Below are 23,686 nucleotides of genomic sequence, written 5' to 3'. Positions count from 1 at the left end.
ACCCAGGCTGTCCTGGCCCTGGCTCGCCGGAGAGTCAACGTCCTGTGGGCGCTGATTCGCGACGGACAGTGCTTCCAACGCGGACTCCCGGTCACAGCAGCGGCTTGACAACATCATTAGGAGGTGGTGACCGGTGCCGGTGCCGGTGCTATTGCCGTTGCCGTTGCCGTTGCCGTGGTCAGGGCGGCGAGGCGGGCGAAGGAGTCGTCCAGCGCGTCGCGGTCATAGGTGCTCGTGGTCACCAGGAACTCGTCGGCGCCGGTGCGGCCCAGCATCGCGCCCAGTTCCTCCTCGACCCGGTCGGCGGTGCCGCGGATCTGGCCGCGGAGGGCGTCGGCGAAGTAGGTCCGCTCCCGGTCGGTCATCGCCAGGCCGCGCACCTCGGCCGCGGGCACCAGCGGCGGGAACACCCCGTGCGTCCGCGAATACGCCGCCGACCAGGCCTCGGGGACCAGCAGCTCCTCGGCGGCGGCGTCGGTCTCCGCGACCGCCACCGTTCCCGCCACGACGACGTAGGGCACGTCGGCCCACGGCGACGGCCTGAAGCCGGTGCGGTACGCCTCGATCGAGCGCAGCAGCCGCTCGTCGTCGCCGCCGAGCGGCGCGATGACCAGCGGCAGGCCCGCCCGCGCCGCGATCTCGGCGCCGTCTTTGGTCGCGAGCACGAACGGCGCGGGACGCAGGCCCTCGGCCGGGCGAGCGTGGACGTCCGGGTACACCACCTGATCACCCGTGAAAAATCCCAGCAGTTCGTCGAGTTGCGCGGAGAATCCGGCCGCCGCGTCCTTGCCGTGGCCGAGCGCCCGCCGGATCCCGTCGGTGAACCCCACCGAGCGCCCGAGCCCCATGTCGATCCGCCCCGGAAACAGGCTCTCCAGCACGCCGAACTGCTCCGCCACCACCATCGGCCGGTGGTTCGGCAGCATCACGCCGCCGGTGCCCACCCGGATCGTCTCCGTGGCTGCCGCCACCGCCGCGGCCAACACCGTCGGCGCCGATCCCGCGACCCCCGGCACCCCGTGATGCTCCGACACCCAGAACCGGCGGTACCCCCACGCTTCGGCCTTCCGGGCGAACGCGACCGTCGACGCCAGCGCCCGGGGATAAGGTTCGCCGCGCCGGGTCCGCGACCGATCGAGGACCGAGAACGGTGTGGTGCGCAACAGCGAGGTCATGATGACGACAACAGATGACACGCCGGAGGATTCCCGCGACGAGGTCTACACGGGGGAGGACTGGTACGCCCGCGACCTGTCCGGGCGCACCTTCCGCGACTGTTCGTTCATCGACTGCGACTGGACGGAGGTCGTCGACGACGGCGCCGTCTTCGCCGGCTGCACGTTCGCCAACGTGATGTTCAACGCCTCCCGGCACACCGGTGCGGCGTTCACGAACTGCACGTTCCGCAACTGCACCTTCTTCGACGTGCAGTTCACCGACTGCAAGCTGATGGGCAGCCAGTTCACCCGCTGCTCGTTCGCCGCGTTCGAGGTGGACGGCGGCGACTGGTCGTTCGTGGGGCTGGCCGGCGCGGAACTGAAGCAGTCCACCTTCGACGGGGTGAGGCTCCGCGAGGCGGACCTCGGTGAGGCGGTCTTCACGAAGGCCGCGGTCACGGGCTGCGACCTGTCCGGGGCGCAGCTCCGCGGCGCCCAGTTCACGGATGCGGACCTGCGGGGGAGCGACCTGAGTTCCCTGGAGCCGCTGACGGTGGACCTGCGGGGGGCGTTGATCGGGGTGGAGCAGGCGGCGGTTATCGCGGTGGGGTTGGGGATGCGGGTGGGATAGGGGGAGGGGGAGGAGGAGCGGGAGTGTCGGGTGGGGGCTGCGTGGCCGGGTTTGGGGGGCGTTGGCTGTGTGGGGCTCTGATCCGGCGTTGGGGTCGGGCGGCGCCGCCGGCCAGGGCGGGGGTGTGGGCGCTGTGGCGTCGCGGTCACGGTGAGGTTTTGCGGTGTTGCCCGTTGTGGGTGGTGTTGAGGGGGCGGGCTGCGACTGGTTGCCCGGGCGCACACGCTGAGCGTCGCCGCGGCCGGACTGTGGTGCGGGCGGTGCGGGGTGCTGTGCTGAAGCGCGGGTTGCCCGGGCTGCCGCGGAGGGTGGCGGGCCGGGGGCCCGGGGCCGTGGCTTCGGCGGTGGGGGCGTTGCGCCTGAAGCGTCGGCAGGTCTGTGATGACGCGCAATCCGGGGGACGCCCGCTCGCGAGCACGAGTGGCCCGCCCAACCGCTGAGGGGACGGTCTGGAGTGTCGAATTTGTCGGGTTTGCCGGGATGCTGCGCCGGAGCGCAGGTCGCTGGCCCCGCTGCCGAGGCTTTTGTGCTCCTGCTTGCTTTCCGGCCGTAACCGGGGCGTGGTGTCGGCGTTTGCAGGGCGAGGTGTGGTGACCGACGGGTGACGGGCGCTGGTTGAGGGCTCGGCTGTGCTGCGGTTTCGTCCGCGCGTTCGACGTCTCGCGCCTGCCGGGTCCCCCGGACGAGCGCGTCGCCGTCGGTGGGCGCGACCTTTTCGCGTCTCAATCGTTGGCGGAACAAAGGGAGCCAGGCCGCACGACACACATGCCCGACGGGGGTGCATGAGTGCCCCGGGCGGCCGGTGCTCCTTGACCGGTCGACGAACGGCTGCCGACGCCCAGCGCCGCAGCCGAACGCCGCGCCGGTTCGTCCACGCGACGAACCGGCCGAGCCGACCGGCCCGGGCGGCGACGGGGGCCGCCTGGGCCGGGCGGTGCCGGGTGGTGCGGGTCAGATTCCCCGGAGCTGTGCTGTGGCCTGCTCCGAGGCGAGCCCGGGCAGCCACGGGGGCTGCCCGGGCCGACTGGTGCGGGCGTTGTGCTGTGCGAGGCAGGTGGGTTGAGGCTTGGCTCGCGCAGGGGGAGTCCAGGCAGTGACGGGGGCTGCCTGGGCTCACCGTGAACGCTGCGCGGCCGGCCGGCTTGCGCGGCCCGCCTGCCCGAGGCGCCTACGTGGCCGGGCTGCGTGTCACGGACGCGCGGCGCCCCGCTCGTCGCCTCAGGAGGCGACGCGGCCCGCCAGCCGGGTGTCCACGTGTTCCCGCGTCGCGCCGCCGAGCAGCGGGGAGGTGATCACCAAGTCCGCGGTCGACCGGTTGCATGCGACCGGGACGTTCGCGAGTACGGCCAGGCGCAGCAACGCCCGGACGTCGGGCTCGTGAGGCTGCGCGGTCAGTGCGTCCCAGAAGAAGATCAGCAGATCGACGTCGCCTTCGGCGATCCGCGCCCCGACCTGCTGGTCGCCACCGAGCGGCCCGCTGCGGAAGCGCACGATCGAAAGCCCCGTCGCGTCGGCGACCAAGCCGCCGGTGGTGCCCGTGGCGTACAACCGGTGCGGCGCGAGCACCTCACGGTGCTCCAGCGCCCACGCCACCATGTCCGGTTTGCAACTGTCGTGCGCGACCAGCGCAATGCCCATGGCCTCGGTGGCGGCTATGCCGGCACTGTCGGCCGGAGCGACGTCCAGCGGGTCCGCGGAACTCAGCGCGTCTCGGGTCATTCGGGTTCTCTGACTCTCTTCTCGCGGTCGCCCGCGTTCGATCCGGCAGTGTGCGGACAGGACGGACAAGACCGGCCCCACCGGCCCCGCCCACTGGTCTGGTCCACGCATTATCGGCCACCCGTGTGACGTGTCGATGTCCCGGACCAGTCCCCGAGATGACCACCCCGGCGGTCCGACCCCCGGTTTCCCCCACCCCACCAACGGGCAGCCGCGCCCCATGGGCAAATCGAGTGCCAACACCCCGTTCCGCCTCCGCCGGATCTACGACCCGGTGGAGGAGGACGGTGGGCGGCGGGTGCTGGTCGACCGGCTGTGGCCGCGCGGCATCAGCAAGGAGCGGGCGCACCTCGACGACTGGGCCAAGGACGTCGCCCCGTCGACCGAACTCCGCAACTGGTTCCACGTCGACCCCGACAAGCGCTTCCCCGAGTTCGCCAAGCGCTACGACGCCGAACTCGGCGGTCCCGCACAGCAGGACGCCATCGCCGGACTGCGCGACGCCGCCGCCCACGGCCCCGTCACCCTCCTGACCGCCGTCAAGGACCCCGACGGCAGCTACCTCTCCGTCCTCCTCAAGCGCCTCGAATAGCGACCCGCCTCATCGGGAGACGACGCGGACGACCGCCCACCGGCGACCGCCCAACGACGACCGCCCACCGGCGCGCGTAAACCACCGATACAGGCCCTTGGTCCCGGATTCACCCCCGCATCCGCGGGGCACCCTTCCCAGACCACGAGCCACCCGCCAACAAGCCACGCGCCCACAGGCCCACACGCCCACACGCCCGCAGACCAACAGACCCCCGACGCACCCCCGGCCCCCAGGAGCCCGCGCATGATCCCGTCGCCCTCCCCCTTCCCCGAGCCCCAACCCGCGCTGGCCCCCCTGACCAGCGCGGCCGTGTTTCTCGTGGTGACGGTCGAGCCGGGTGGCGAGCAGCAGGTCCGGGATCTGCTGCCGGAGATCTCCGCGCTCACGCGCTCCGTCGGTTTCCGGGTGCCGGAGGCCGCGCTGTCGGTGTGCACGGGGATCGGCTCGGACGTCTGGGGCCGGCTCTTCGCCGGCCCGCGGCCCGCCGAGCTGCACCCGTTCCAAGAACGCGTCGGGCGGATCCACCGGGCGCCGTCCACCCCGGGCGATCTCCTGTTCCACATCCGCGCGCACCGCATGGACCTGTGCTTCGAGCTGGCCTCGCACTTCATGTCGCGCCTCGAAGGCGCCGTCGCCGTGGTCGACGAGACGCACGGGTTCAAGTACTTCGACGACCGCGACCTGCTCGGCTTCGTCGACGGTACGGAGAACCCCGTCGGTTCCCCCGCCTACCGTGCCGCCATCGTCGGCGACACCGACCCCGAGTTCGCGGGCGGCAGCTACGTCATCGTGCAGAAGTACCTGCACGACCTCACCGGCTGGAATGCCCTGACCGTCGAAGCCCAGGAACGCGCCGTCGGCCGGACCAAGCTGTCCGACATCGAACTCGACGACGACGAGAAGCCCGCCGACTCGCACGTCACGCTCAACACCGTCGAGGACGACGACGGCAACCAGCTGCAGATCGTGCGCCGGAACATGCCCTTCGGGTCGTTCGGCCGCGGCGAGTTCGGGACGTACTTCATCGGCTACGCGGCCACCCCGTCGGTCACCGAACGCATGATCGACAACATGTTCCTCGGCGACCCGCCCGGCATCCACGACCGCCTGCTGGACTTCTCCACCGCGGTCACCGGCGGATTGTTCTTCGTCCCGTCGCAGGAGTGGCTCGACGCCGACCACCCGGCCGCCGGCAGCGGCGCCGCCACGGAACCGGCACCCGCGACCCGTGCCGAGCCGGACCCGGCACCGACGGCCGAACCGGCGCCCGACCCGGACCCCCACGCCGGCTCCCTCCGCATCGGCAGCCTCAAAGCCTGACACCGCAGCCACCGCAGCCACCGCAGCCATCGCAGCCGGAACAGCAGCCAAGCCGCCGGCCGAGGACCGAACCCCACCCCCCGCCAGCAGAAAGCCGCAAGCCGCAAGCCCGAACAGGAGCACCCCCGATGAACAACCTCCACCGCGAATTGGCCCCCGTCTCCGAGGCCGCCTGGGCCGAAATCGAGGAGGAGGCGAAGCGCACGTTCACGCTGCACCTGGCCGCGCGCCGCGTCGTCGACCTGGACGGGCCGTCGGGGACCGCGCTGGCCGCCGTCGGCACCGGGCACCTCACGGCACTGGACTCGCCCGGCGACGGCGTCCAGGCGCGGCGGCGCGAGGCGCAGCATCTGGTGGAGCTGCGCGTGCCGTTCGAGCTGGACCGGGAGGCCGTCGACGACGTGCTGCGCGGCTCCGCGGACTCCGACTGGCAGCCGGTCAAGGACGCGGCCCGCACCATGGCGCTCGCCGAGGACCGCGCCGTGTTCGAGGGCTGGGCCGCGGTCGGTATCGAGGGGATTCGCGCGGACGCGAGTACCGCTGCGGTGGCGCTGCCGCCGCGGGTCGAGGACTACCCGGACGCGGTGTCGCGCGGCCTCACCGCGCTGCGCCTGGCGGGTGTGGGCGGGCCGTACGCGCTGCTCCTCGGCGCGGATGCCTACACGGCGGTCAACGAGACGTCCAACCACGGTTATCCGGTCCGCGAGCACGTCGCCCGGGTGCTGGCCGGCGGCGGCGAGATCGTGTGGGCGCCCGCGCTGCAGGGCGCGGTGCTGATGTCGACGCGCGGCGGCGACTTCACCCTGCACCTGGGCCAGGACCTGTCGATCGGCTACGAGTCGCACGACGCGACGACGGTACGGCTCTACCTCACCGAGTCGCTGACGTTCTCCCTGTACTCGCCGGAAGCCGCCGTGGCCCTCACCGCCTCGGCCACGCCCCTGTAGCCAAGAACGCCGCACGAAGAACGAAGAACGAAGCACGAAGAACGAAGCACGAAGCAACGAAGAACGCCGCAGGAGTCCGCCGGCCCGACAGGCCGGCGGCTCCGTCTCACCGCCCCGACGTGCCGGCGTGCCTGCCGTGCCGGCCGCGGGACAGCCGGTCGAGGCGTTCGTCGAAGTCGGCGTCCTCGCGCAGTTCGTCCTCGGTCGGGGAGAGCGCGACGACGAACAGCGTGATGACCGTGAACAGGCTGATGCCGGTGATCAGCGGCGCGATGAAGTTGCTCGCCTGCGCACCGGCGACCGGCGCCGTGCTCATCTGCACGGTCGCGCTCAGCGAGGCCATGCCGGTGTAGTGCATGCCGCACACGGCGATGCCCATGACCAGCGCGGCGCCGGTCGTGGCCAGCGGGCCGCGGACGTTGAGGGCGAACCAGAGCGCGGCGGTCGCGGCGACCACGGCGATGACGACGGACGCGGCGACGGTGGCCGGGGCGTAGGACAGGTGGCCGTGCATGTTCATCGCGTACATGCCCATGTAGTGCATGACCGCGACGCCGCAGCCGGTCAGGAGGCCGCCGACGGCGAGCCGCCGGTAGCCGCCGTTGCCGGTCGCCGCGGTGATCAGGCCCGCGGCCACGACGGTGATGGAGACCAGCAGGCTGAGCACGGTCTGCGGGACGTCGTAGCGGATCGGCGTGCCCTCGACGGAGAAGCCGAGCATGGCGACGAAGTGCATGACCCAGATGCCGGTGCCGCCGATGGAGATCGCGGCGAGCGTGAACCAGGCGACGCGGGCCCAGCCGGTCAGCGCGCGGGCCCGGGACGTGCACAGGAGGCCGAGTGATGCGCCGACGCACGACATCACATAGGCGAGCACGGGTGTGAGCGCACCCGAGGAGAAGTGGTCGATGTGCCCCATGGCGGGGGGTTCCCTTCGGAACGAGCGGAGGAGGCGGCCGTGATGTGCAGGCCGCGGAGGGGCTCGGCAAGGCCTCGTTCCGTCCGGGCGCGTTACGTCGGGAACCCCACCCGGCGCCGGGGCGGAATCGGAAGGCCGACTGCGCGGCGTCGATGATGGCATAGGCGAAATCCCGCCATGGTGCGGGGGTCTGCGCGTGTGGTGGGACGATTACTAGGCGGTATTACGTCGTATACGGAATGCAGCGCGGGACACAGGGCGGGACCCAGGGCGGGCGCAGTGCGGGCGCAGTGCGGAACGCGCTGCCGAACGCAGCGCCGAACGTATGCGGAATGCGTGCCATCACCGTCGATTGCCATCCGATCGTTAAGCCACAGGCACCCGGCATTCCCCAAAACACCGTTGATCCGCCCACCCGGAAATCGGAAGGTAGGACCAGGAAACTCAGCTCACCCCATGCCGGCCACCGCCCACCCCCTCGCCAACCACGGGAGCCCCCGATGTCGACCCGCCTCGAAGACGCCGCCCGCCCGTCGGCCCCGCACTCGGGCACGCCCGTCGGCACGCCCGGCCGCGATGCCGCGGATCCGCGCGGACCCGGCCCGGAGTCGGGGCCACCCGGTACCGCGGCCGCGATTCCGGAGCAGCCCGCCGACCTCACCCGCCGCTTCGAACACGAAGCGCTGGTCCACCTCGACACGCTCTACGCCGTCGGCCTCCACCTCACGCACGGCGACCGCGCCGACGCCGAGACCCTCGTCGAGGAGACCTACGTCCGCGCCTACCGCGCCTACGCGCAGTTGCGCCGCGGCGTCGACCTCGGCGCGTACCTGCTGCGCACCCAGCGCGAGGTCTGGCGGGACACCCATCCCAGCCGGCCGCTCAGCGCATAAGCACCGCGAAAAGCACACAGCCCCGGGGCCGCGGCTCACGCCGTGCCCCGGGACCGCGCCCACGGTTCCGCCCCCGTTCCACCCCTGTTCCTCGTTCCTCCGTCCCCCGATCCCTCGTTCCTCCGTCCCCCGTTTCGGCCCCCGCTCAGCCGCCGTCCCGCCGGTTCCGCGCCAGCACCGACAGCAGCTCGTACGCGGTGTGCGCGGCCGCCACACCCGTCAGTTCGGCGTGGTCGTAGGCCGGTGCGACCTCGACGATGTCCGCCCCGACCACGTTCAGTCCGACCAGGCCGCGCAGCGTCCCGAGCAGCTCGCGGCTGGTGAGGCCGCCTGCCTCCGGCGTCCCGGTGCCCGGCGCGTGCGCCGGGTCCAGCACGTCGATGTCCACGGACACGTACACCGGCCCGTCGCCCAGCCGGGCCCGCATGCGCTCGACCACGGACGCGACGGTGGCGTCCTGGTAGTCGTCGCTGTGCACGACCTGGAAGCCGAGGACACCGTCGTCGGTGAGGTCCTGCTCGCTGTAGAGCGGCCCGCGGATGCCCACGTGCAGGCAGCGCGTCGGGTCCAGCAGCCCTTCCTCCGACGCGCGCCGGAACGGGGTGCCGTGCGTGTACGGCTGGCCGAAATACGTGTCCCACGTGTCGAGGTGCGCGTCGAAGTGCACCACGGCGACCGGCCCGTGCGCGGCGGCCGCGGCGCGCAGCAGCGGCAGGGCGATGGTGTGGTCGCCGCCGATGGTGAGCAGCCGGGTGCCCCGCGCGGCGAAGTCCCGCGCGGCCAGTTCCACGGTCTTGATGGCGTCTTCGATGTCGAACGGGTTGACGGCGATGTCGCCCGCGTCGGCGATCTGCAGTTCGGCGAACGGCGAGACGTCGAGCGCCGGGTTGTACGGCCGCAGCAGCTTCGACGAGGCGCGCACGTGCCCGGGGCCGAACCGGGCGCCCGGCCGGTAGCTGACACCGCTGTCGAACGGGACGCCCACCACCGCGACGTCCACGTGCTCGACCTCGTCCGCGCGCGGCAGGCGCGCGAAGGTGGCGGGTCCGGCGAAACGCGGGATGCGCGTGGCGTCGACGGGGCCCTGAAGCGAGCCTCGGGGGTCGGTCATCGGGAGTCCTTTGCGGGGTTGTCGCCAACGGTGTCGCGGGTGCCGACGGCCACCGGCGCATACAGCTCCGGCCGCCGGTCGGCGTGTACGTCGTTGTATGTGCCGATGTGTTTGTCGCGGGCGTCCGCCAGGCGGCATTCCGCGATCAGCAGGGTTTCCTCGCCGGGGTGCGGTCCGGCGAGCGGGAAGCCGTCCGGGTCGGTGATGACCGAGCCGCCGACCCAGTCGGTGCCGCGTTCCGGTCCGGCCCGGTCGCACGCGGCGACGAACATGCGGTTGACCGCGGCGTCCGCCTGCACCCGCACGACCTCGGCGGGGCGTTCGCCTTCCGGGCGGGGCGCGTACGGCCAGTTGACCGGTGCGCACAGCAGCTCGGCACCGGACAGGGCCGGAAGCCGTACCCATTCGGGGAACTCCAGGTCGTAGCAGACCATCAGGCCCACGTCGCCGAACGCGGTGGCGACCACCGGCGGGGGAGCGTCGCCGGGCACGAAGAACTCGCTCTCCCGTCCCCAGAGGTGAGCCTTCCGGTAGACGGCGCGCACTCCGTCCGGGTCGATCAGCACCGCCGAGTTCCGGATCAGCCCGTCCGGAGCGCGCTCGGCGAGCCCGGCCACGATCACGATGCCGTGCCGCCGGGCGGCTTCCGTCCACGCGGCCACCGCCGGCCCCGCGGCTTCGGCTCCGGGCCCTTCCCCGGCCGGCGGCCCGACCGGTTCGGCGAGCGCCGCGGCCTCCGCGGCATCCCGGAACACATAGCCGCTGTTGGCGAGTTCGGGCAGCACCACGATCCGGGCCCCGGCCTCCGCCGCACGGTCGACCGCGTCCAGGGTCGCGGCGCGGTTGGCCGCCGGATCGCCGACGGCCAAACGCACCTGCGCGCAGGCCACCACCGTCACCCCGGAGCCGGTTCCGGAACCGGCTCCGGCCATCGCCCCCGACTCGGCCGCGGCGCCGTCCACGTCAGGCCTCCCGTGCGCCGAGCGCGGCGTCCGCATCCGCTTCGGCGGCTTGTTCCGCGGCGGTGTCGATACTCCGTCCCAGCCACGCGTACAGCACGCCGGAGACCAGCAGGCCGACGAGGAAGGACAGGTCCGCGCCGCCCAGCGCGTCCGCCGCGGGGCCGGTGAAGAACGAGATCTTGAAGAACGGCACCATGGCCGCGAAGCCGGCGACGTAGGCGACCATGCCGCGCCACTGCCAATTCCCGTACGGGCCCTTCGGGTCGAAGATCGCCGCGATGGAGTAGTGCCCGCGCCGCACGAAGTAGAAGTCCGTGAGGTTCACGGCCGTCCACGGCACCAGGAAGTACAGCATCATCAGCACGAAGTCGTTGAAGTTCGCCAGGTAGTCGTCCGGCAGCACCAGCGCGACGACGAAGATGACCACCGCGATGACGCCGATGCCGGTGACCCGCACCCGGATCGTCGGGCGCACCGGCCGGAACGCGTCGACCGCGCTCGTCGTGGTCAGCATCGCGCCGTACGCGTTGACCGCCATGATGCCGATCAGCGCCACCGAGGACAGCAGCACGGCGAAGGTGCCGAAGCCCGGCATGATGTCGTTGCCGACCTGCCGGATCGCGCCGATCGCGCTCGGCTCCGGCAGCGCGGACGCGATGAGCGCGCCGAGCGACATGAGCCACGCGGCGGACCCGGCGGCGCCGGCGTACGTCCACCAGATGACCTTGCGGGCCGGGACGTTCGCGGGCAGGTAGCGCGAGTAGTCGGAGACGTAGACCGCGTAGCTGATCTGGTAGCCGGCCGCGGCGGAGAACACGATGAGGAACGACGTCCAGTCCAGGCCGCCGCCGGTCGCGGGCGCGTGCACGTCGAGGTTGACGGCCGCGCCGACGGTCAGGATGCCGAAGACCGCGATGAGGATGTACGTCAGCCAGCGCTGCACCAGGTGCAGCAGGTCGTGTCCGATGATCGCGAGGACCACGGCCACGCCGATGAGCGCGGCGTACCAGAAGACCTTGCCGCCGGGCAGCACGGTCTGCAGGCCCTCGGTGGCGAGGATGACGTTGAAGACGTTGAAGCCGACGTACACGAACACGACGGCGGCGAACGGCAGGATCGCGCCGCGCAGGCCGAACTGCGCGCGCGACTGGATCATCTGCGGCAGGCCCATACGCGGGCCCTGGTTGGCGTGGAACGCCATGAAGAAGGTGCCGAAGCACGCGCCCAGGACGACCGCGAGGACCGACCAGCCGAGGCCGAGGCCGAGGGACGGGCCGATGAAGCCGGTGACCATCGTGGTGAGGACGAAGTTGCCGGTGAACCAGAAGGGGCCCTGGTGCCAGACCTTGCCGTGCCGCTCGTTCGCGGGCACGTAGTCGATCGACCGGGTTTCGATGCGCCCGGACAGGGGGGCGGGTCCGTCGAGTCCGGAGACTCTCACCGGTCCCGCGGCGGGGCGTTCGGTGGTGTCCATTCGGGTCTCCTGGGGGAGCGCGGCAGGGATGACCTCGTGAAGGTATGCCTGCCGTACAACCGTAAACGATCGAAAAATTGTCGAACCTGGGGAAAAGTCGTCGACACTGTGTCCATGGATGCCCACAGGGATATGTCCGGTGATGACAGTTTTTCCAGCGGTTCGGGCGTTTCCGCGGGTGCGCCGGGCGTCGGGACGGACGTGGTGCGGATCGCCGACCTGGTGGCGCTGCCGGAGCTTCGCCTTGCGGTCGCCGCGGGCGCGGCGCACCTCGGCCGCCCGGTGGAGGCCGCGCACGTGTCCGAGCTGCTGACGCCGGGGCAGTGGCTGCAAGGCGGCGAGCTGCTGATGACGATCGGCCTGCTGCTGCCGATGACGGACGAGGCGTGTGCGGCGTACGTGCGCGACGCGGCCGCGGACGGGTCCGGCGCGTGCGGCCTGGTGCTCGGCCTGGGGCGCGACCTGCCGCACCAAAGCGCACCCGAGCCGCTGGTCGGGGCGGCGGAGGCGGCGGGCATGCCGTTGCTGACGGTGCCTGACGAGGTGCCGTTCATCGCGGTGACCAAGGCGGTGTTCGACGCCCGGGCGGCCGTGCAGCGGCGCGCGCTGGAACGTGCGTTCGAGGCGCAGCGGCGGCTGACCACGGCGGCCGCGTCGGGGCAGGGCCTGACGGCGACGCTGCGGGCGTGGACCGTCGCGACCGGGGTGACGGCGGTGGTGACGGATCCGCTGGGGCGGCTGATCGCGGACGCGGGCAACGGGGTGGCCGGAGGATCCTCGGGTGCCCTCCCCGACGCCGCCGGGGACCTCCTCGGCCGGGTCGCCGCGCGCGGCCTGCACGGCAGCGGCAGCAGCATCCGCGGCGATCTGCGGGTCGAGGTGCTGCCGCTCGGTGCCGAGCGGCTGCGCGGGCTGCTCGTGCTCGGCGGACACATCGGCGCGGAGGAGCGGCTGCTGGCGTCCGGCTTGGTGTCGTTGCTGACGCTGGAACTCGAACGGCGCCACCTCGCCGACGAGCCGGTGCGGCGCCGGCGGGCGGCCCTGCTCGGCCGCCTGCTGGCCGCGGAGACCACGCCGGAGCAGGCGCGCGACGTGCTCGCGGGGGCGGGGCTGGGGGCGGAGCGGGTGCGGGGCTTTGCGGTGGAGACGGCCACCGGGGGAGAACGTGCGGAGTCGGCCCCGGGGGCGGCCCAGGCCGGACCGCCCCCGGGGCCGGCCGCTGCCGACGTGCCGTCCCGTGCCGGTGCGGACCCGGGCTCGGCCGCCGAGCTGGCCGCGGACCTCGCCCTGGCCCTGCCCGGCGGCCTCGTCCGGATCGGCGGCGGCGTGGTCGAGGCCGTCTGCGGCGACGACCTCGACGTCCGCGAAGTCCTCGACCGGTTCGCGCCGGGACGGGCGGCCGGGATCGGCCCTGTCACCCCGCCGGAGGCGGCCGCGTCGTCGGTCCGCCAGGCACGGGCGCTGCTGCCGCTGAGCCGCGCGTCCGGGCGCCCCGTCGAAGCCGAGCACGGCGGGTCGAGCGCGCTGCTGCTCGACCTCGCGGACCGGGACACGCTGACCGCGTTCGCGGACACCGTCCTCGGCCCGCTGGACGCCGCCGACCCGTCGGGGGAGCTGGCCGCGACGCTGGAAGCCTGGCTCGAAGCCGGCGGGTCCTGGGACGAGACCGCCCGCCGCCTCGGCGTCCACCGGCACACCGTGCGCAACCGCATCGACAAGGCCATGGCCGCGACCGGCCGGCACCTCGACGCGGGCGGCGACCGGTTCGACCTGTGGATGGCCGTCCGGATCCGGCGCCGGGAACGGCCGTAGTCCGCGCGGTCAGGCGCAGACCGGGGCCGCCGTGCGCCGCACCGTCACTCGCCCCGCCACACCGGCGCCCGCCGCTCCGCGAACGCCACCGCGCCCTCCCGCGCGTCCGCCGACCTGAACACCGGAGAGAGGATCGGCGACTGCCGGGCGAACGCCTCGTCCGCCGGCCAGTCCTGCGACTCCGCCACGATCCGCTTCGTCGCCGCGACCGCCAGCGGAGCGTTGGCCGCGATCCGCGCCGCCAGCGCCCGCGCGCCCGGCAACGCCTCGCCGGGCGCGGTCAGCGCACTCACCAGTCCCAGACGCTGCGCGTCGACTGCCGACAACTCGTCGCCGGTCAATGCCAGTTGCAGGGCGACGGCGTACGGGATCCGGCGCGGCAGCCGCATCAGGCCGCCCGCGCCCGCCGCCAGACCGCGCTTGACCTCGGGAAGCCCGAACCGCGCCTCGTGCGAGGCCACGATCAGGTCGCAGGCCAGGACGATCTCGAAGCCGCCCGCGAGCGCGTAGCCTTCGACCGCGGCGATCACCGGCTTCGCGGGCGGCTTGGCGGTGATCCCGCCGAAGCCGCGCACGTCGTGGATCGGGTTGTCGCCCGACACGAACCCCTTCAGGTCCATGCCCGCGCAGAACGAGCCGCCCGCGCCGGTGAGGATCGCGACCGTCAGATCCTTGCGCGCCTCGAACTCGTCGAGTGCGGCCGCGATTCCCTCGCTCACCGCGTGGTTCACCGCGTTGCGGGCGCGCGGCCGGTTGATCGTCACGACGGCGATCCCGTCGGCGTGCTCGACCAGCACCTCGTCGGACATCGGACCCCCTGCGTCTCGCGTTCCCGGACCGGATCGACCAATGGAGCTGAACTAGCGTTAACTTATGGGTCGTTCCTTGAGGCGACAAGGACGATCGGCCGGCCGTGAGGATTCGCGCGGCGTGGATGGTGCCGCGGCGGATGCGCGTGTGATGGTCGACACGACGCGGGCGGCGGTGCGACATTGAGCCGACGGCGAGGCAGCCCGGCCTCGCTGCCTTGCCGGTGGTCGAGGAGGCGCACATGAGCGGTCCCGACGGTGGATCCGAGAGCGGAGCGGCGCCGCACCGCCCCGGAGCCGGGCTGCCCTTGGGCGATGTGGACTGGACGTGGCGGCCGCCGCCGCTGGAAGCGGTCGCACCGGGATTCGGGGCCGCGCAGGGGCGGATCACCGTCGTGCGCGGGCACGAACAGGCGTTGCGGCAGGCAGGCTCCGGCCCGGACGGGGTGCCGCTGCTGGTGCGGCCGCCGGCGGGTGCCGACCCGGCCGCGCTGATGGCGGCGTACGGGGAGCACTTGGAGCGCGAGCGCGACGGCGTACTCACCCAGGCAATCGTGGCGGTCAAGGACGCGGTCGTGCAGAAAACCCGGCACTACCTCACCAATTCGTCGGTGTTCGACCCGTCGCAGGTCACGTCGTCGATGCAGGCCGCCACCCTGGACGTCGCCGGGCGCGTGACCGCGGCAGCTTTCGGCAGGTCGTCCGATGCCGGGGCACAGCCCGGCCTGCCCCGTACACGGTCGCGCGACCACACGTGGGCCGCGGCGGAGATCGACGCAAAGGAAAAGGTGCTCGGCCGAAGTCCGGGCGGCCGACACCAAATGGACGCCCTCAAAGTGGCGGTCGAGCTCGGCGGCCTGGCCGCGGCCGCCCGGGAACACGTCGAGATCAGCCGGGCGCGGGGCGACACCGTGGCAGGGAACCGCTCGGCCGAGTACGGCAGGCAGGGCCTCGCCGAGGCCGAGTACCACGCGGGTCTCGCCGCGGAGTCGGGCCGGAGGGGAGTCAAAGCCTACGCCGACTGGCTCACGATCCCTGGCGGTGCCCGAGCGACGATCGACCTCACGCGCGGGCACGTCGGGCAGGCCGCGGCGCGCCTCGACCGCGTGGCGGCCGGCCTCTCGTCCGCGACGGACATGAAGGCCGCACGGTCGCCGGTGTCGGCTGATGCGGTCAACGGAGCCATGCAAAACTTCACCATCGCGCGGGCCTTCTCGAACGTACCTGCGCTGGCCGCCGAACTCGTCCCCGGAGCGGGCCGTTCGCCGGCCGGTTGAGCCGACCACGTCAGTCCCGCGCGCCTACGGCCGCGGAATGTTCCGCAGGTTCGACCGCGCCAGGTCCAGCATGCTGCCAACGCCGCCGGCCAGCACCGTCTTGCCCGCCGCCAGCGCGAAGCCCTTGACCTGGCCGAACGTGAAGTGCGATGGCACGGACAGGGCGTTCGGGTCGGTCACCACGTCCGCCAGCGCCGGGCCGGGCGTGCCCAGCGCCTCGCGCAGCACGCCTGTACCCGGGGTGGATCGGCGCGTGGTGGTCGACGTCCTTCTGCGTCTCGCGTTCTCGGGACGAAGCTGAACCAGCGTCAACTTGAAGGCCGTTCTTTGAGCGGACAAGTGTGGACACGGCGCGCTCGGCGATGCGAGATTGGCGGTCCCGATCGGCTGCCGGGCCGACCGCCGGTGGCCGAGGAGGAACGGGTGAGCGGATCCGACGGGCCTGGCACACCGATCCGTCAGCCTGGTGTCGTCCTGCCATCGGGCAACATGAAATGGACGCTGCAGCGGCCCCCGTTGGACGTGGCCATGCCCGCGGTCAGCAGCCTGCTGGGGCGGCTGAACGCCGTCCGAGGCCACGAAGCGGCGCTGCGGGAGCGGGGATCCGGAAGCGATGGTGTGCCGTTGCTGGTTCCGCCGCCGGCGGGCCGTGACCCACACACGCTGATGAAGGCCTATGGGGACACCTTGGAAGGGGATCGGGACAGAGCGCTCGTCGGCGCGATCGGCTCGGTGGCCGACACCATCGTGAACAACACGCTGGTGCAGGTTCGCAAGCTGAAGGAGCGTCGGGAGATGCTGGATGAGGCCGCGCAGCATGTCACCAGGCACGTGGCGGCCGCCGCGTCCGGCAGGCTGTACCAAGCCGGCGGGCCGCCGTCGGAGCCCCCGCCCTCGCTCGACCACACCTGGGCCGCGGCCGAGATCGACGCCAAGGACAAACTCCTCGGCAGGCGGTCGGCCGACGACCGGCAGGCGCACGCCCTCAACATCGCCGCCGACCTCGGCGGCCGGGCTGCCGCGGCCGGAGCGCACGCGGCGATCCAAGACAGCTGGGGCCGCGCCGAGAAGGCGTCCTTGGTCCGCCGCCACCACCAGCGGAGCCTCGACGAGGCCGTACGCCACGCGGGGCTCGCCGCCGAGCAGGCCCGGACGACAACGGCGGCCTACGCGGCGTGGTTGGTCGCCCCCGACGGGGCCCGGTCGGTCGATGCCGCCCGCGAGCGTGCCGGGCAGGCCGTGCAGGCGAGCCTCGACCGTGCGGCGGTCGGGCTGGCGTCCGCGACGGAAACGAAAGTGCCGAGGCCTCACGTGGCGGCGAACACAGTCAACCGCTCCATCCAGTCCGCGAACGTGACCAGGGCTTTGGCCGCCACACCCGCCTTGGCTGCCGAACTCGTCCGCGAACCGGGAGTGTCGCTGGGCGGCTGAGCCGGCGACTGCCTTCCGCGGCCTCTGTGCCTCGCCGCCCTACGGCCGCGGAATGTTCCGCAGGTTCGACCGCGCCAGGTCCAGCATGCTGCCCACGCCGCCGGCCAGCACCGTCTTGCCCGCCGCCAGCGCGAAGCCCTTGACCTGGCCGAACGTGAAGTGCGATGGCACGGACAGGGCGTTCGGGTCGGTCACCACGTCCACCAGCGCCGGGCCGGGCGTGCCCAGCGCCTCGCGCAGCACGCCTTCCAGATCCGTCGGCGACGTCACCCGCCACGACGGCATGCCCACGCCGCGCGCGATCGCGGCGAAGTCGACCTGGGGATGGTCGGTGCCGTAGGCCGGCATGCCGTCCACCAGCATTTCCAGGCGCACCATGCCCAGGGACGCGTTGTTGAACACAATGGTCTTCACCCCGAGCCCGTGCTGCACGACGGTGATCAACTCGCCCAGCAGCATGCTCAGTCCGCCGTCGCCCGACAGCGACACCACCTGCCGCTCCCGGTCGGCGAACGCCGCGCCGATCGCGTGCGGGAGCGCGTTCGCCATCGTGCCGTGCGTGAACGAACCGATGATCCGCCGCCGACCGTTGGGAGTCACATAGCGCGCAGCCCACACGTTGTTCATGCCGGTGTCGACGGTGAACACCGCGTCGTCGGCGGCCACCGTGTCCAGGATGGCGGCCGCGTACTCGGGATGGATCGGCACGTGGTGGTCGACGTCCTTCGTGTACGCGTCCACCACACCGCTCAGCGTCTTCTCGTGCTTGCGCAGCATCGTCTCCAGGAACTTCTGGTCCCGCTTCTGCCGCAGCAGCGGCTGCAAAGCCTCCAGCGTCGCGCCGACGTCGCCGTGCACGGCCAGCTCCAGCGGCGTGCGGCGGCCGAGACGGCTCGCGTCCCGGTCGATCTGGACGGTGCGGGCGCCGGGGAGGAAGGAGTCGTAGGGGAAGTCCGTGCCGAGCAGCACCACCAAGTCGGCGTCGTGCACCGCGTCGTAGCAGGCGCCGTAGCCGAGCAGGCCGATCATGCCCACGTCGTACGGGTTGTCGAACTGGATCCACTCCTTGCCGCGCAGCGTGTGCCCCACCGGCGCTTGCACCGTCGCCGCCAGCCGCATCACCGCCGCATGCGACCCGCGCACGCCCGCACCGCAGAACAGCGCGACCTTGGACGCCGCGTTGATCTTCTCCGCGAGCGCCGCCACCGCGTCCGGCGCGGGCGACAGCACGCCCGTCGACGCGGACACCGCGCTGCGCCCGACCGGGTTCGACGCCGACTTGTCCGCGATGTCGCCCGGCACCACCAGCACCGACACCCCCGGTCCGGCGATCGCGTGCTGCACCGCCGTGCGCGCCATCCGCGGCATCTGCTCGGGCTGCGACAACATCTCGCACCACTGCGCCAGGTCGCGGAACAGCAGCTCCGGATGCGTCTCCTGGAAGAAGCCCGTGCCGATCTGCGACGCCGGAATGTGCGAGGCCAACGCCAGCACCGGCGCGCCGCTGCGCTGCGCGTCGTACAAGCCCTGCACCAGGTGCGTGTTGCCCGGGCCGCACGACCCCGCGCACACCGCCAGCTGCCCGGTGACCTGCGCTTCGGCGGCGGCCGCGAACGCGCCCGCCTCCTCGTTGTGCACGTGCACCCACTCGATCGCGCCATCCGAACGCCGGATCGCATCGACCACCGGGTTGAGGCTGTCACCGACCACCCCGTAGATGCGGCGCACCCCCGCCTGCCGCAGAACGGTCACCAGCTGATCGGCGACGGTGGGCATGCTGCACTCCTCGCACTCTTCATCCTGCAGGGCATCTCTGCCATAGTCGCCGACGCTTCAGCGCGACCAGGGGAGGCACGCCGTGACCAGCGCAGTAGACCCGAACACCGGCGCGAACGGGGCCGCCGGCCCCGAACCGACGACAACCGTGCACCGGCGCACCTGCCACCTGTGCGAAGCCATGTGCGGTCTGGAGATCACCGTCTCCGGCAACTCGGTGCAACGCATCAAACCCAACAAGAACGACGTGTGGAGCAAGGGGCACATCTGTCCGAAGGGCACCACGCTCGGCGCCCTGCAGAACGACCCCGACCGGCTCCGCACCCCGATGATCCGCACCGGCGACACCTGGCGCGAAGCCACCTGGGACGAGGCCTTCGCCGAATGCGAACGCCTCCTGCGGCCGGTCCGCGAAACCCACGGCCCCAGCGCCCTCACCGCGTTCCTCGGCAACCCGCTCGCGCACAACATGGCGCTCGCCCGCTACTCCGGCATCCTCATCGGCATGGCCGGAATCCACCACATCTACTCGTCCGGCACCGTCGACCAGTGGCCCAAGAACGTCTCGTCGCTGCTCATGTACGGCGGCATGTGGACGATCCCGGTGCCCGACCTGCGCCGCACCAGCGACCTGTTCGTCGTCATGGGCGCCAACCCGCAGGCCTCCCAAGGCTCGCTGCTCGCCTGCCCGGACATCATGGGCGAGATCAAACGCATCCGCCGCGGCGGCGGCAAGGTCGTCGTCATCGACCCGCGCCGCACCGGCACCGCCGACGCCGCCGACGAATGGCTGCCGATCGTCCCCGGCACCGACGCCGCGCTGCTCATGGCCGTCGTGCACACCCTGTTCGACGAGAAGCTCGTGGAACTCGGCGACGCCGCCCCGCACATCGCCGGTGTCGACCAGGTCGCCGCACTCGCCCGCGACTGGACCCCCGAATCCGTCGCCGCCACCTGCCGCATCCCGGCCGACCGCATCCGCGAACTCGCCCGCGAACTCGCCGCCGCCGAGTCCGCCGTCGTCTACGGCCGCATCGGCCTGTGCAACCAGGAGTTCGGCACCCTCGCCAGCTGGCTCGTCGACGTCGTCAACATCCTCACCGGGCACTTCGACACCCCCGGCGGGCTGATGTTCCCCAAGCCCGTCAACTGGTCCGTGGCCACGCTCACCCAGGGCAGCAAGAACGCCGACGGCGCGCCGTTCGGACGCTGGCACTCCCGCGTCCGCGGCGCCGCCGAAGTCCTCGGCCAGGTCCCGGTGTCCTGCCTCGCCGAGGAAATCGACACCGAAGGCGAAGGCCGCATCCGCGCGCTCATCACCATCGCCGGAAACCCGGCGGTCAGCGCCCCCGGCGCGGCCCGCCTCCGCGAGGCGCTGCCCAAGCTCGACGCGATGATCAGCATCGACAACTGGATCAACGAGACCACCCGGCACGCCCACGTCATCCTGCCCGGCCCCGGCCCGCTGGAAAGCCCGCACTTCGACGACCTGATGTGGAACTTCGCGGTCGGGAGCGCGGGCAAGTGGTCCGAGCCGGTCGTGGCGCCCGAGGACCCGGACCGGCCCGCCGAATGGGAAATCGTGCTGCGCCTCGCCGCGATCGCCGCGGGACAGCCTGCCGCGGGCGTCGACGTCGCGGCCCTCGACGACATGTGGTTCGGCGTCCTCGCCCGCGCCTGCGGCCTCGACCCCGACGAGATCCTGCCGCACTACGACCACGGCGGCCCGGAACGCATCGTCGACCTGTCCATTCGCACCGGCCCGTGGGGCGACCGCTACGGCCAGGTCGAAGGCGGCCTCACCCTCGCCGACTTCAAAGCCGCCCCGGACGGCATCGACCTCGGCCCGATGGTGCCGCGCGTCGCGGAGATCCTCACCACGCCCACCGGCAAGGTCGAGATAGCCCCCGACTACATCACCGCCGACCTGCCGCGCCTCCGCGCCCATCTCGACCGGGTGGCCGACCCGTCGACGCTGCTGCTGGTCAGCCGCCGCCACCTCCGCTCCAAGAACTCGTGGCTGCACAACGTCCCGGCTCTCGTCGGCGGGTCCAACAAGTGCACCCTGCTGATCCACCCCGACGACGCCGCCCGCAGCGGCCTCCACGACGGCCGCCCCGCCGAAGTGGCCTCCGACGAAGGCGTGATCGAGGTCGCCGTCCAGGTCACCGACGAGATGATGCCCGGCGTGGTCTCCATGCCCCACGGCTGGGGCCACGACGAACCCGGCACCCGCATGGACACGGCCCGCAGCCACGCGGGCGTGAACTCCAACATCCTCGCCCCCGGCACCTTCGTCGACGCGATCTCCGGCAACGCCGCCGTCAACGGCATCCCGGTCCGCGTCCGGGCAGTGGCCGGTTAGGACCCGCCCTGGGGCGGTTCGGGGACGGTCCCGGGACGGCGTCGTCGTCGTGGACGCGGGCCGCGACCCGGGCAACGTCGGCGACGTCGACGCCCCGTCCGCCCGCGAACCGGCAGGTCTCGTCACCCCGTCCCCGGCGGTCTCCCGCTCATGCCGCCCCGCCCGGCCGGCGCCTGCCTGGTCGACGGCCGGGCGGGGGCCGCGGGGCCGGGTGGCCGCGCGGTCAGGGGGTGCGGTCAGGGGGTGCGGTCGGCGGAACCGGCGCGGAGGGCGGCGGTGCGGCAAGGGCGGCAGGCGAAGACGGGCGTGCCGGACGCAAGGCGGCCGATCGGGCGCAGCGTGGGGTGGGGGGTGTCGCAGGCGACGCAGGTGCGGCCGCCGCGCTGGGCGTCGGTGAGGGTGTCCGCGGGGCCCGGCCACGGCTCCCGGGCGGCCGGGCCCGCGTTGCCTCGGGGACGGCGCAGGACCGCCGCGACCAACCCGGGCAGCCCGCCGCCGGGCGTGGCCCCGTCGCGCCCGTAAAGGGGCTCGCGGGACCACGCCGACGGGCGCGCGGCGGAGCGGTCGCGCCGGCGCGGGGTTGGGCGGCCGCGGCGGGTGATCCGGACGACGGGCACGGCACACACCTCGATGCAGGGGCAGGGGTGTGCGGGCCCCCGGCCTTCCGGACGGGCCGCGAACGCGGCCCGACGCGCCCCGCCGCGTCCCACCCGTCAGGTGGCCGGCGGCGGCTTCGAGGGTGGCGGCCCTCGCGGCCATCCTCGCGACGTGCTTTGCTGCGGGGCAACGTCCATTTTTTGAACGGTTACCGGGCAGCGCGGCCGCGACCTATGATCGGCGCCGCCGGAGATCCGGCAGAGCCGGGGGAGCGACGAGCCGATGCCACGAGACAGCACCAGGACGGCGCAACTACCGGCCTCCGCACTAGCGTTGCGCTGGCTGCGGCACGACCGCGGGTACACCCAGGACGAAGCCGCGCAGGTCACGGGCGTGGCCACCTACCGGCACTACGAGCACACCAGGCCGCTGCGCGACCATGCGCTGCACCAGATCATCACCGGCTTCGCGCTGGACGCCGAGGAGATCGCCCCGCTCGCGGAAGCCGCCGACCGGGGAAGGCCGGTCGTCGACTGCATCAGCCAGGCACCGGAAACGCTCGGTGATTTAGGCGAGTTCGTCGACTCGCTGGCAGTCCCCGCCTACGTCACCGGGCCGTGGTGGCAGATCGTCCGCAGCAACCAAGCGGCCGGCGAATGGCTTTCCGACCTGCTGGAGCCCGACGCGCCCGAGACGATCGGCCGCAACTCGCTCGCCATGATCTTCTCCGAGAAACGGCGCGCCGTCAGCCGCGACGGCAGCGAATGGCACGACGGGGCCAAGGCGTTCCCCGAACCCGCACCCGAACGGCGGGAGTACCTCGACCGGTTCATCGGCGCGTTCAAAGCCACCTGGCTGCGGCACTGCGCCCACGAGCCGTGCCGCAGCCGCTTGGACGCGGTCACGTGTTACCTGGCCACGGTCAGCCCGTACTGGAAGCACCGCTGGGAGCACGTCCCGGCCCGCGAACGCGGCCTCGCGTCGTCCGGGCACACGCTGACGCCGCGCTGGAACTCCCGCCCCGAGCACAAGTGGTACGACCCGGACCGGGAACTCCTGTACCGCGTCTCCACGTTGATCACCGAGCCGTGGACTCCGCTGGCCCGCACCGACTACCGGGTGACGATCGTGTCGATTCCCGGCCTGATCCCCGGAGTCCGCCCGGAACCTACCGCGTGGCGGCCCCGCGCGTGACGATGAGGCTGCGCCCGACACCGCGCGCTTTGCCGTACGGGACCTCGACGACCTCGCCGCGGTGGCCGTCCCCTTCCAGCCAGGCGAGCACGCGCTCGACCGGGTAAGGCACGCCGTCGCTCGCCACCAGCGGGTGGATGCGTATCGTGCCGCCGGGCCGGACGACGCGCAGGAGTTCGCGAAGTCCTGCGTCCGGGTCGACGGCGTCGTACGTGAACAACAGGTGCGACACCAGGGCGACGTCGAACTCGGCGTCCGCGAAGGGGAGATCGGGCAGGACGGCGGGCTGGTAGCGGCGTGTCCGCCCGTCCGGGCGGTAGTCGGCGAAGAACCGTTCGCCGGCCACCCGCCAGCGCTCCTTCTGCTCCGCCAGCCAGTCCGAGTCGATCTCCGGCCGCTCGTCGTGCACGCCGAACGCCAGCTCCACGTCCGAGGCCAGCCGACGGCGCAACTCGTCGGCGGAGAGCACATACAGCGGATCGACCGCGGACACGTCCGCCCCGGCATCCGCCGCCTCCGCCGCGAACGACGAAGCCCCACCCGGACAATCGAGCACCCGACGCCCCGCCAACGCGGCCAACTCCAGGGCGAACATCAACTCGTAGTCCCGGGCCGGCCGCGAGGAAACGATCAGGCGGTCGAGGTCGGGCCATGGCGAACTGCGCGGAGGTTGTTGCACCTCCACACGATGGCGGCC

General features: G+C 72.5%; 20 protein-coding genes and 1 pseudogene. 10 read left to right on the top strand and 11 right to left on the bottom strand.

Annotation, left to right across the window (positions count from 1 at the left end; genetic code table 11):
- Positions 1-116: 116 nt before the first annotated feature.
- The gene (locus ABEA93_RS11060) at positions 117-1,175 is read right to left on the bottom strand and encodes an MsnO8 family LLM class oxidoreductase (RefSeq protein WP_345675224.1); all 1,059 of its coding nucleotides are present in this window, start codon (positions 1,173-1,175) and stop codon (positions 117-119) included.
- A gap of 1 nt (position 1,176) precedes the next feature.
- On the opposite strand from ABEA93_RS11060, the gene ABEA93_RS11055 reads away from it, so the two are divergent.
- A complete protein-coding gene (locus ABEA93_RS11055; RefSeq protein ID WP_345675223.1) occupies positions 1,177-1,788 on the top strand; it encodes a pentapeptide repeat-containing protein in 612 nt (203 codons plus the stop codon).
- Positions 1,789-3,006: 1,218 nt separating this feature from the next.
- Here ABEA93_RS11055 and ABEA93_RS11050 read toward each other — a convergent pair.
- Positions 3,007-3,507, bottom strand: a complete 501-nt coding sequence (locus ABEA93_RS11050; protein ID WP_345675222.1) for a methylglyoxal synthase — start codon at positions 3,505-3,507, stop codon at positions 3,007-3,009.
- 220 nt (positions 3,508-3,727) lie between these two features.
- Here ABEA93_RS11050 and ABEA93_RS11045 point away from each other — a divergent pair, with 220 nt between their 5' ends.
- The 3 genes from ABEA93_RS11045 (at position 3,728) to ABEA93_RS11035 (ending at position 6,369) form a co-directional block, all read left to right on the top strand.
- Positions 3,728-4,099 carry a DUF488 domain-containing protein gene (locus tag ABEA93_RS11045; protein WP_345675221.1) on the top strand — a complete coding sequence of 124 codons (372 nt, stop codon included), beginning with the start codon at positions 3,728-3,730 and terminating at the stop codon, positions 4,097-4,099.
- Between the two features lie 246 nt (positions 4,100-4,345).
- Entirely contained in the window at positions 4,346-5,422 is a 1,077-nt protein-coding gene (locus tag ABEA93_RS11040) for a Dyp-type peroxidase (protein ID WP_345675220.1), read from the top strand.
- Between the two features lie 128 nt (positions 5,423-5,550).
- A complete protein-coding gene (locus tag ABEA93_RS11035; RefSeq protein WP_345675219.1) occupies positions 5,551-6,369 on the top strand; it encodes a family 1 encapsulin nanocompartment shell protein in 819 nt (272 codons plus the stop codon).
- 106 nt (positions 6,370-6,475) lie between these two features.
- On the opposite strand, the gene ABEA93_RS11030 is transcribed toward ABEA93_RS11035, so the two are convergent.
- A complete protein-coding gene (locus ABEA93_RS11030; protein WP_345675218.1) occupies positions 6,476-7,288 on the bottom strand; it encodes an MHYT domain-containing protein in 813 nt (270 codons plus the stop codon).
- Positions 7,289-7,788: 500 nt separating this feature from the next.
- On the opposite strand from ABEA93_RS11030, the gene ABEA93_RS11025 reads away from it, so the two are divergent.
- On the top strand, positions 7,789-8,181 hold the full coding sequence (locus ABEA93_RS11025) for a sigma factor (RefSeq protein ID WP_345675217.1): 393 nt from the start codon (positions 7,789-7,791) through the stop codon (positions 8,179-8,181).
- Positions 8,182-8,326: 145 nt separating this feature from the next.
- Here ABEA93_RS11025 and speB read toward each other — a convergent pair whose 3' ends face one another.
- The 3 genes from speB to ABEA93_RS11010 are packed head-to-tail and all read right to left on the bottom strand — an operon-like array spanning position 8,327 to position 11,728.
- Positions 8,327-9,292 carry an agmatinase gene (speB, locus tag ABEA93_RS11020; RefSeq protein ID WP_345675216.1) on the bottom strand — a complete coding sequence of 322 codons (966 nt, stop codon included), beginning with the start codon at positions 9,290-9,292 and terminating at the stop codon, positions 8,327-8,329.
- Positions 9,289-10,254, bottom strand: coding sequence for a nitrilase-related carbon-nitrogen hydrolase (locus ABEA93_RS11015; protein ID WP_345675215.1), 966 nt, complete (start codon positions 10,252-10,254; stop codon positions 9,289-9,291). The genes speB and ABEA93_RS11015 overlap by 4 nt, the downstream gene beginning before the upstream one ends.
- A gap of 1 nt (position 10,255) precedes the next feature.
- On the bottom strand, positions 10,256-11,728 hold the full coding sequence (locus ABEA93_RS11010; RefSeq protein WP_345675214.1) for a purine-cytosine permease family protein: 1,473 nt from the start codon (positions 11,726-11,728) through the stop codon (positions 10,256-10,258).
- Positions 11,729-11,842: 114 nt separating this feature from the next.
- Between ABEA93_RS11010 and ABEA93_RS11005 the strand changes: the two genes are divergently transcribed.
- Positions 11,843-13,540 (top strand): PucR family transcriptional regulator, encoded by a 1,698-nt coding sequence (locus ABEA93_RS11005; protein ID WP_345675213.1) that lies wholly within the window; start codon positions 11,843-11,845, stop codon positions 13,538-13,540.
- A gap of 44 nt (positions 13,541-13,584) precedes the next feature.
- On the opposite strand, the gene ABEA93_RS11000 is transcribed toward ABEA93_RS11005, so the two are convergent.
- Positions 13,585-14,349: a crotonase/enoyl-CoA hydratase family protein gene (locus ABEA93_RS11000; RefSeq protein WP_345675212.1), complete on the bottom strand. Its 765-nt coding sequence runs from the start codon at positions 14,347-14,349 to the stop codon at positions 13,585-13,587.
- Positions 14,350-14,591: 242 nt separating this feature from the next.
- On the opposite strand from ABEA93_RS11000, the gene ABEA93_RS10995 reads away from it, so the two are divergent.
- Positions 14,592-15,626, top strand: a complete 1,035-nt coding sequence (locus ABEA93_RS10995; RefSeq protein WP_345675211.1) for a hypothetical protein — start codon at positions 14,592-14,594, stop codon at positions 15,624-15,626.
- A gap of 24 nt (positions 15,627-15,650) precedes the next feature.
- On the opposite strand, the pseudogene ABEA93_RS10990 reads toward ABEA93_RS10995, so the two are convergent.
- Positions 15,651-15,857: pseudogene (locus ABEA93_RS10990) on the bottom strand (ubiquinone-dependent pyruvate dehydrogenase); the annotation flags it as partial.
- A 258-nt stretch (positions 15,858-16,115) separates the two neighbouring features.
- Between ABEA93_RS10990 and ABEA93_RS10985 the strand changes: the two are divergent.
- A complete protein-coding gene (locus ABEA93_RS10985; RefSeq protein ID WP_345675210.1) occupies positions 16,116-17,057 on the top strand; it encodes a hypothetical protein in 942 nt (313 codons plus the stop codon).
- 39 nt (positions 17,058-17,096) lie between these two features.
- Here the strand turns inward: ABEA93_RS10985 and ABEA93_RS10980 are convergent, their stop codons facing one another.
- Positions 17,097-18,833 (bottom strand): pyruvate dehydrogenase, encoded by a 1,737-nt coding sequence (locus ABEA93_RS10980; protein WP_345675209.1) that lies wholly within the window; start codon positions 18,831-18,833, stop codon positions 17,097-17,099.
- Between the two features lie 82 nt (positions 18,834-18,915).
- Here ABEA93_RS10980 and ABEA93_RS10975 point away from each other — a divergent pair, with 82 nt between their 5' ends.
- Positions 18,916-21,198 carry a molybdopterin-dependent oxidoreductase gene (locus tag ABEA93_RS10975; RefSeq protein ID WP_345675208.1) on the top strand — a complete coding sequence of 761 codons (2,283 nt, stop codon included), beginning with the start codon at positions 18,916-18,918 and terminating at the stop codon, positions 21,196-21,198.
- A 236-nt stretch (positions 21,199-21,434) separates the two neighbouring features.
- Here ABEA93_RS10975 and ABEA93_RS10970 read toward each other — a convergent pair whose 3' ends face one another.
- Positions 21,435-21,815 (bottom strand): hypothetical protein, encoded by a 381-nt coding sequence (locus tag ABEA93_RS10970; RefSeq protein WP_345675207.1) that lies wholly within the window; start codon positions 21,813-21,815, stop codon positions 21,435-21,437.
- Positions 21,816-22,077: 262 nt separating this feature from the next.
- Between ABEA93_RS10970 and ABEA93_RS10965 the strand changes: the two genes are divergently transcribed.
- Positions 22,078-22,989, top strand: coding sequence for a helix-turn-helix domain-containing protein (locus ABEA93_RS10965; protein WP_345675206.1), 912 nt, complete (start codon positions 22,078-22,080; stop codon positions 22,987-22,989).
- On the opposite strand, the gene ABEA93_RS10960 is transcribed toward ABEA93_RS10965, so the two are convergent.
- A complete protein-coding gene (locus ABEA93_RS10960; RefSeq protein WP_345675205.1) occupies positions 22,964-23,668 on the bottom strand; it encodes a class I SAM-dependent methyltransferase in 705 nt (234 codons plus the stop codon). The two genes, ABEA93_RS10965 and ABEA93_RS10960, sit on opposite strands and share 26 nt — an antisense overlap.
- Positions 23,669-23,686: the final 18 nt, after the last annotated feature.

The organism is Yinghuangia aomiensis, assembly GCF_039542225.1.
GTDB classification, from domain to species: domain Bacteria; phylum Actinomycetota; class Actinomycetes; order Streptomycetales; family Streptomycetaceae; genus Yinghuangia; species Yinghuangia aomiensis.
Note: the sequence above shows the minus strand (reverse complement) of the source record. Positions and strands in the feature narration are given on the sequence as shown.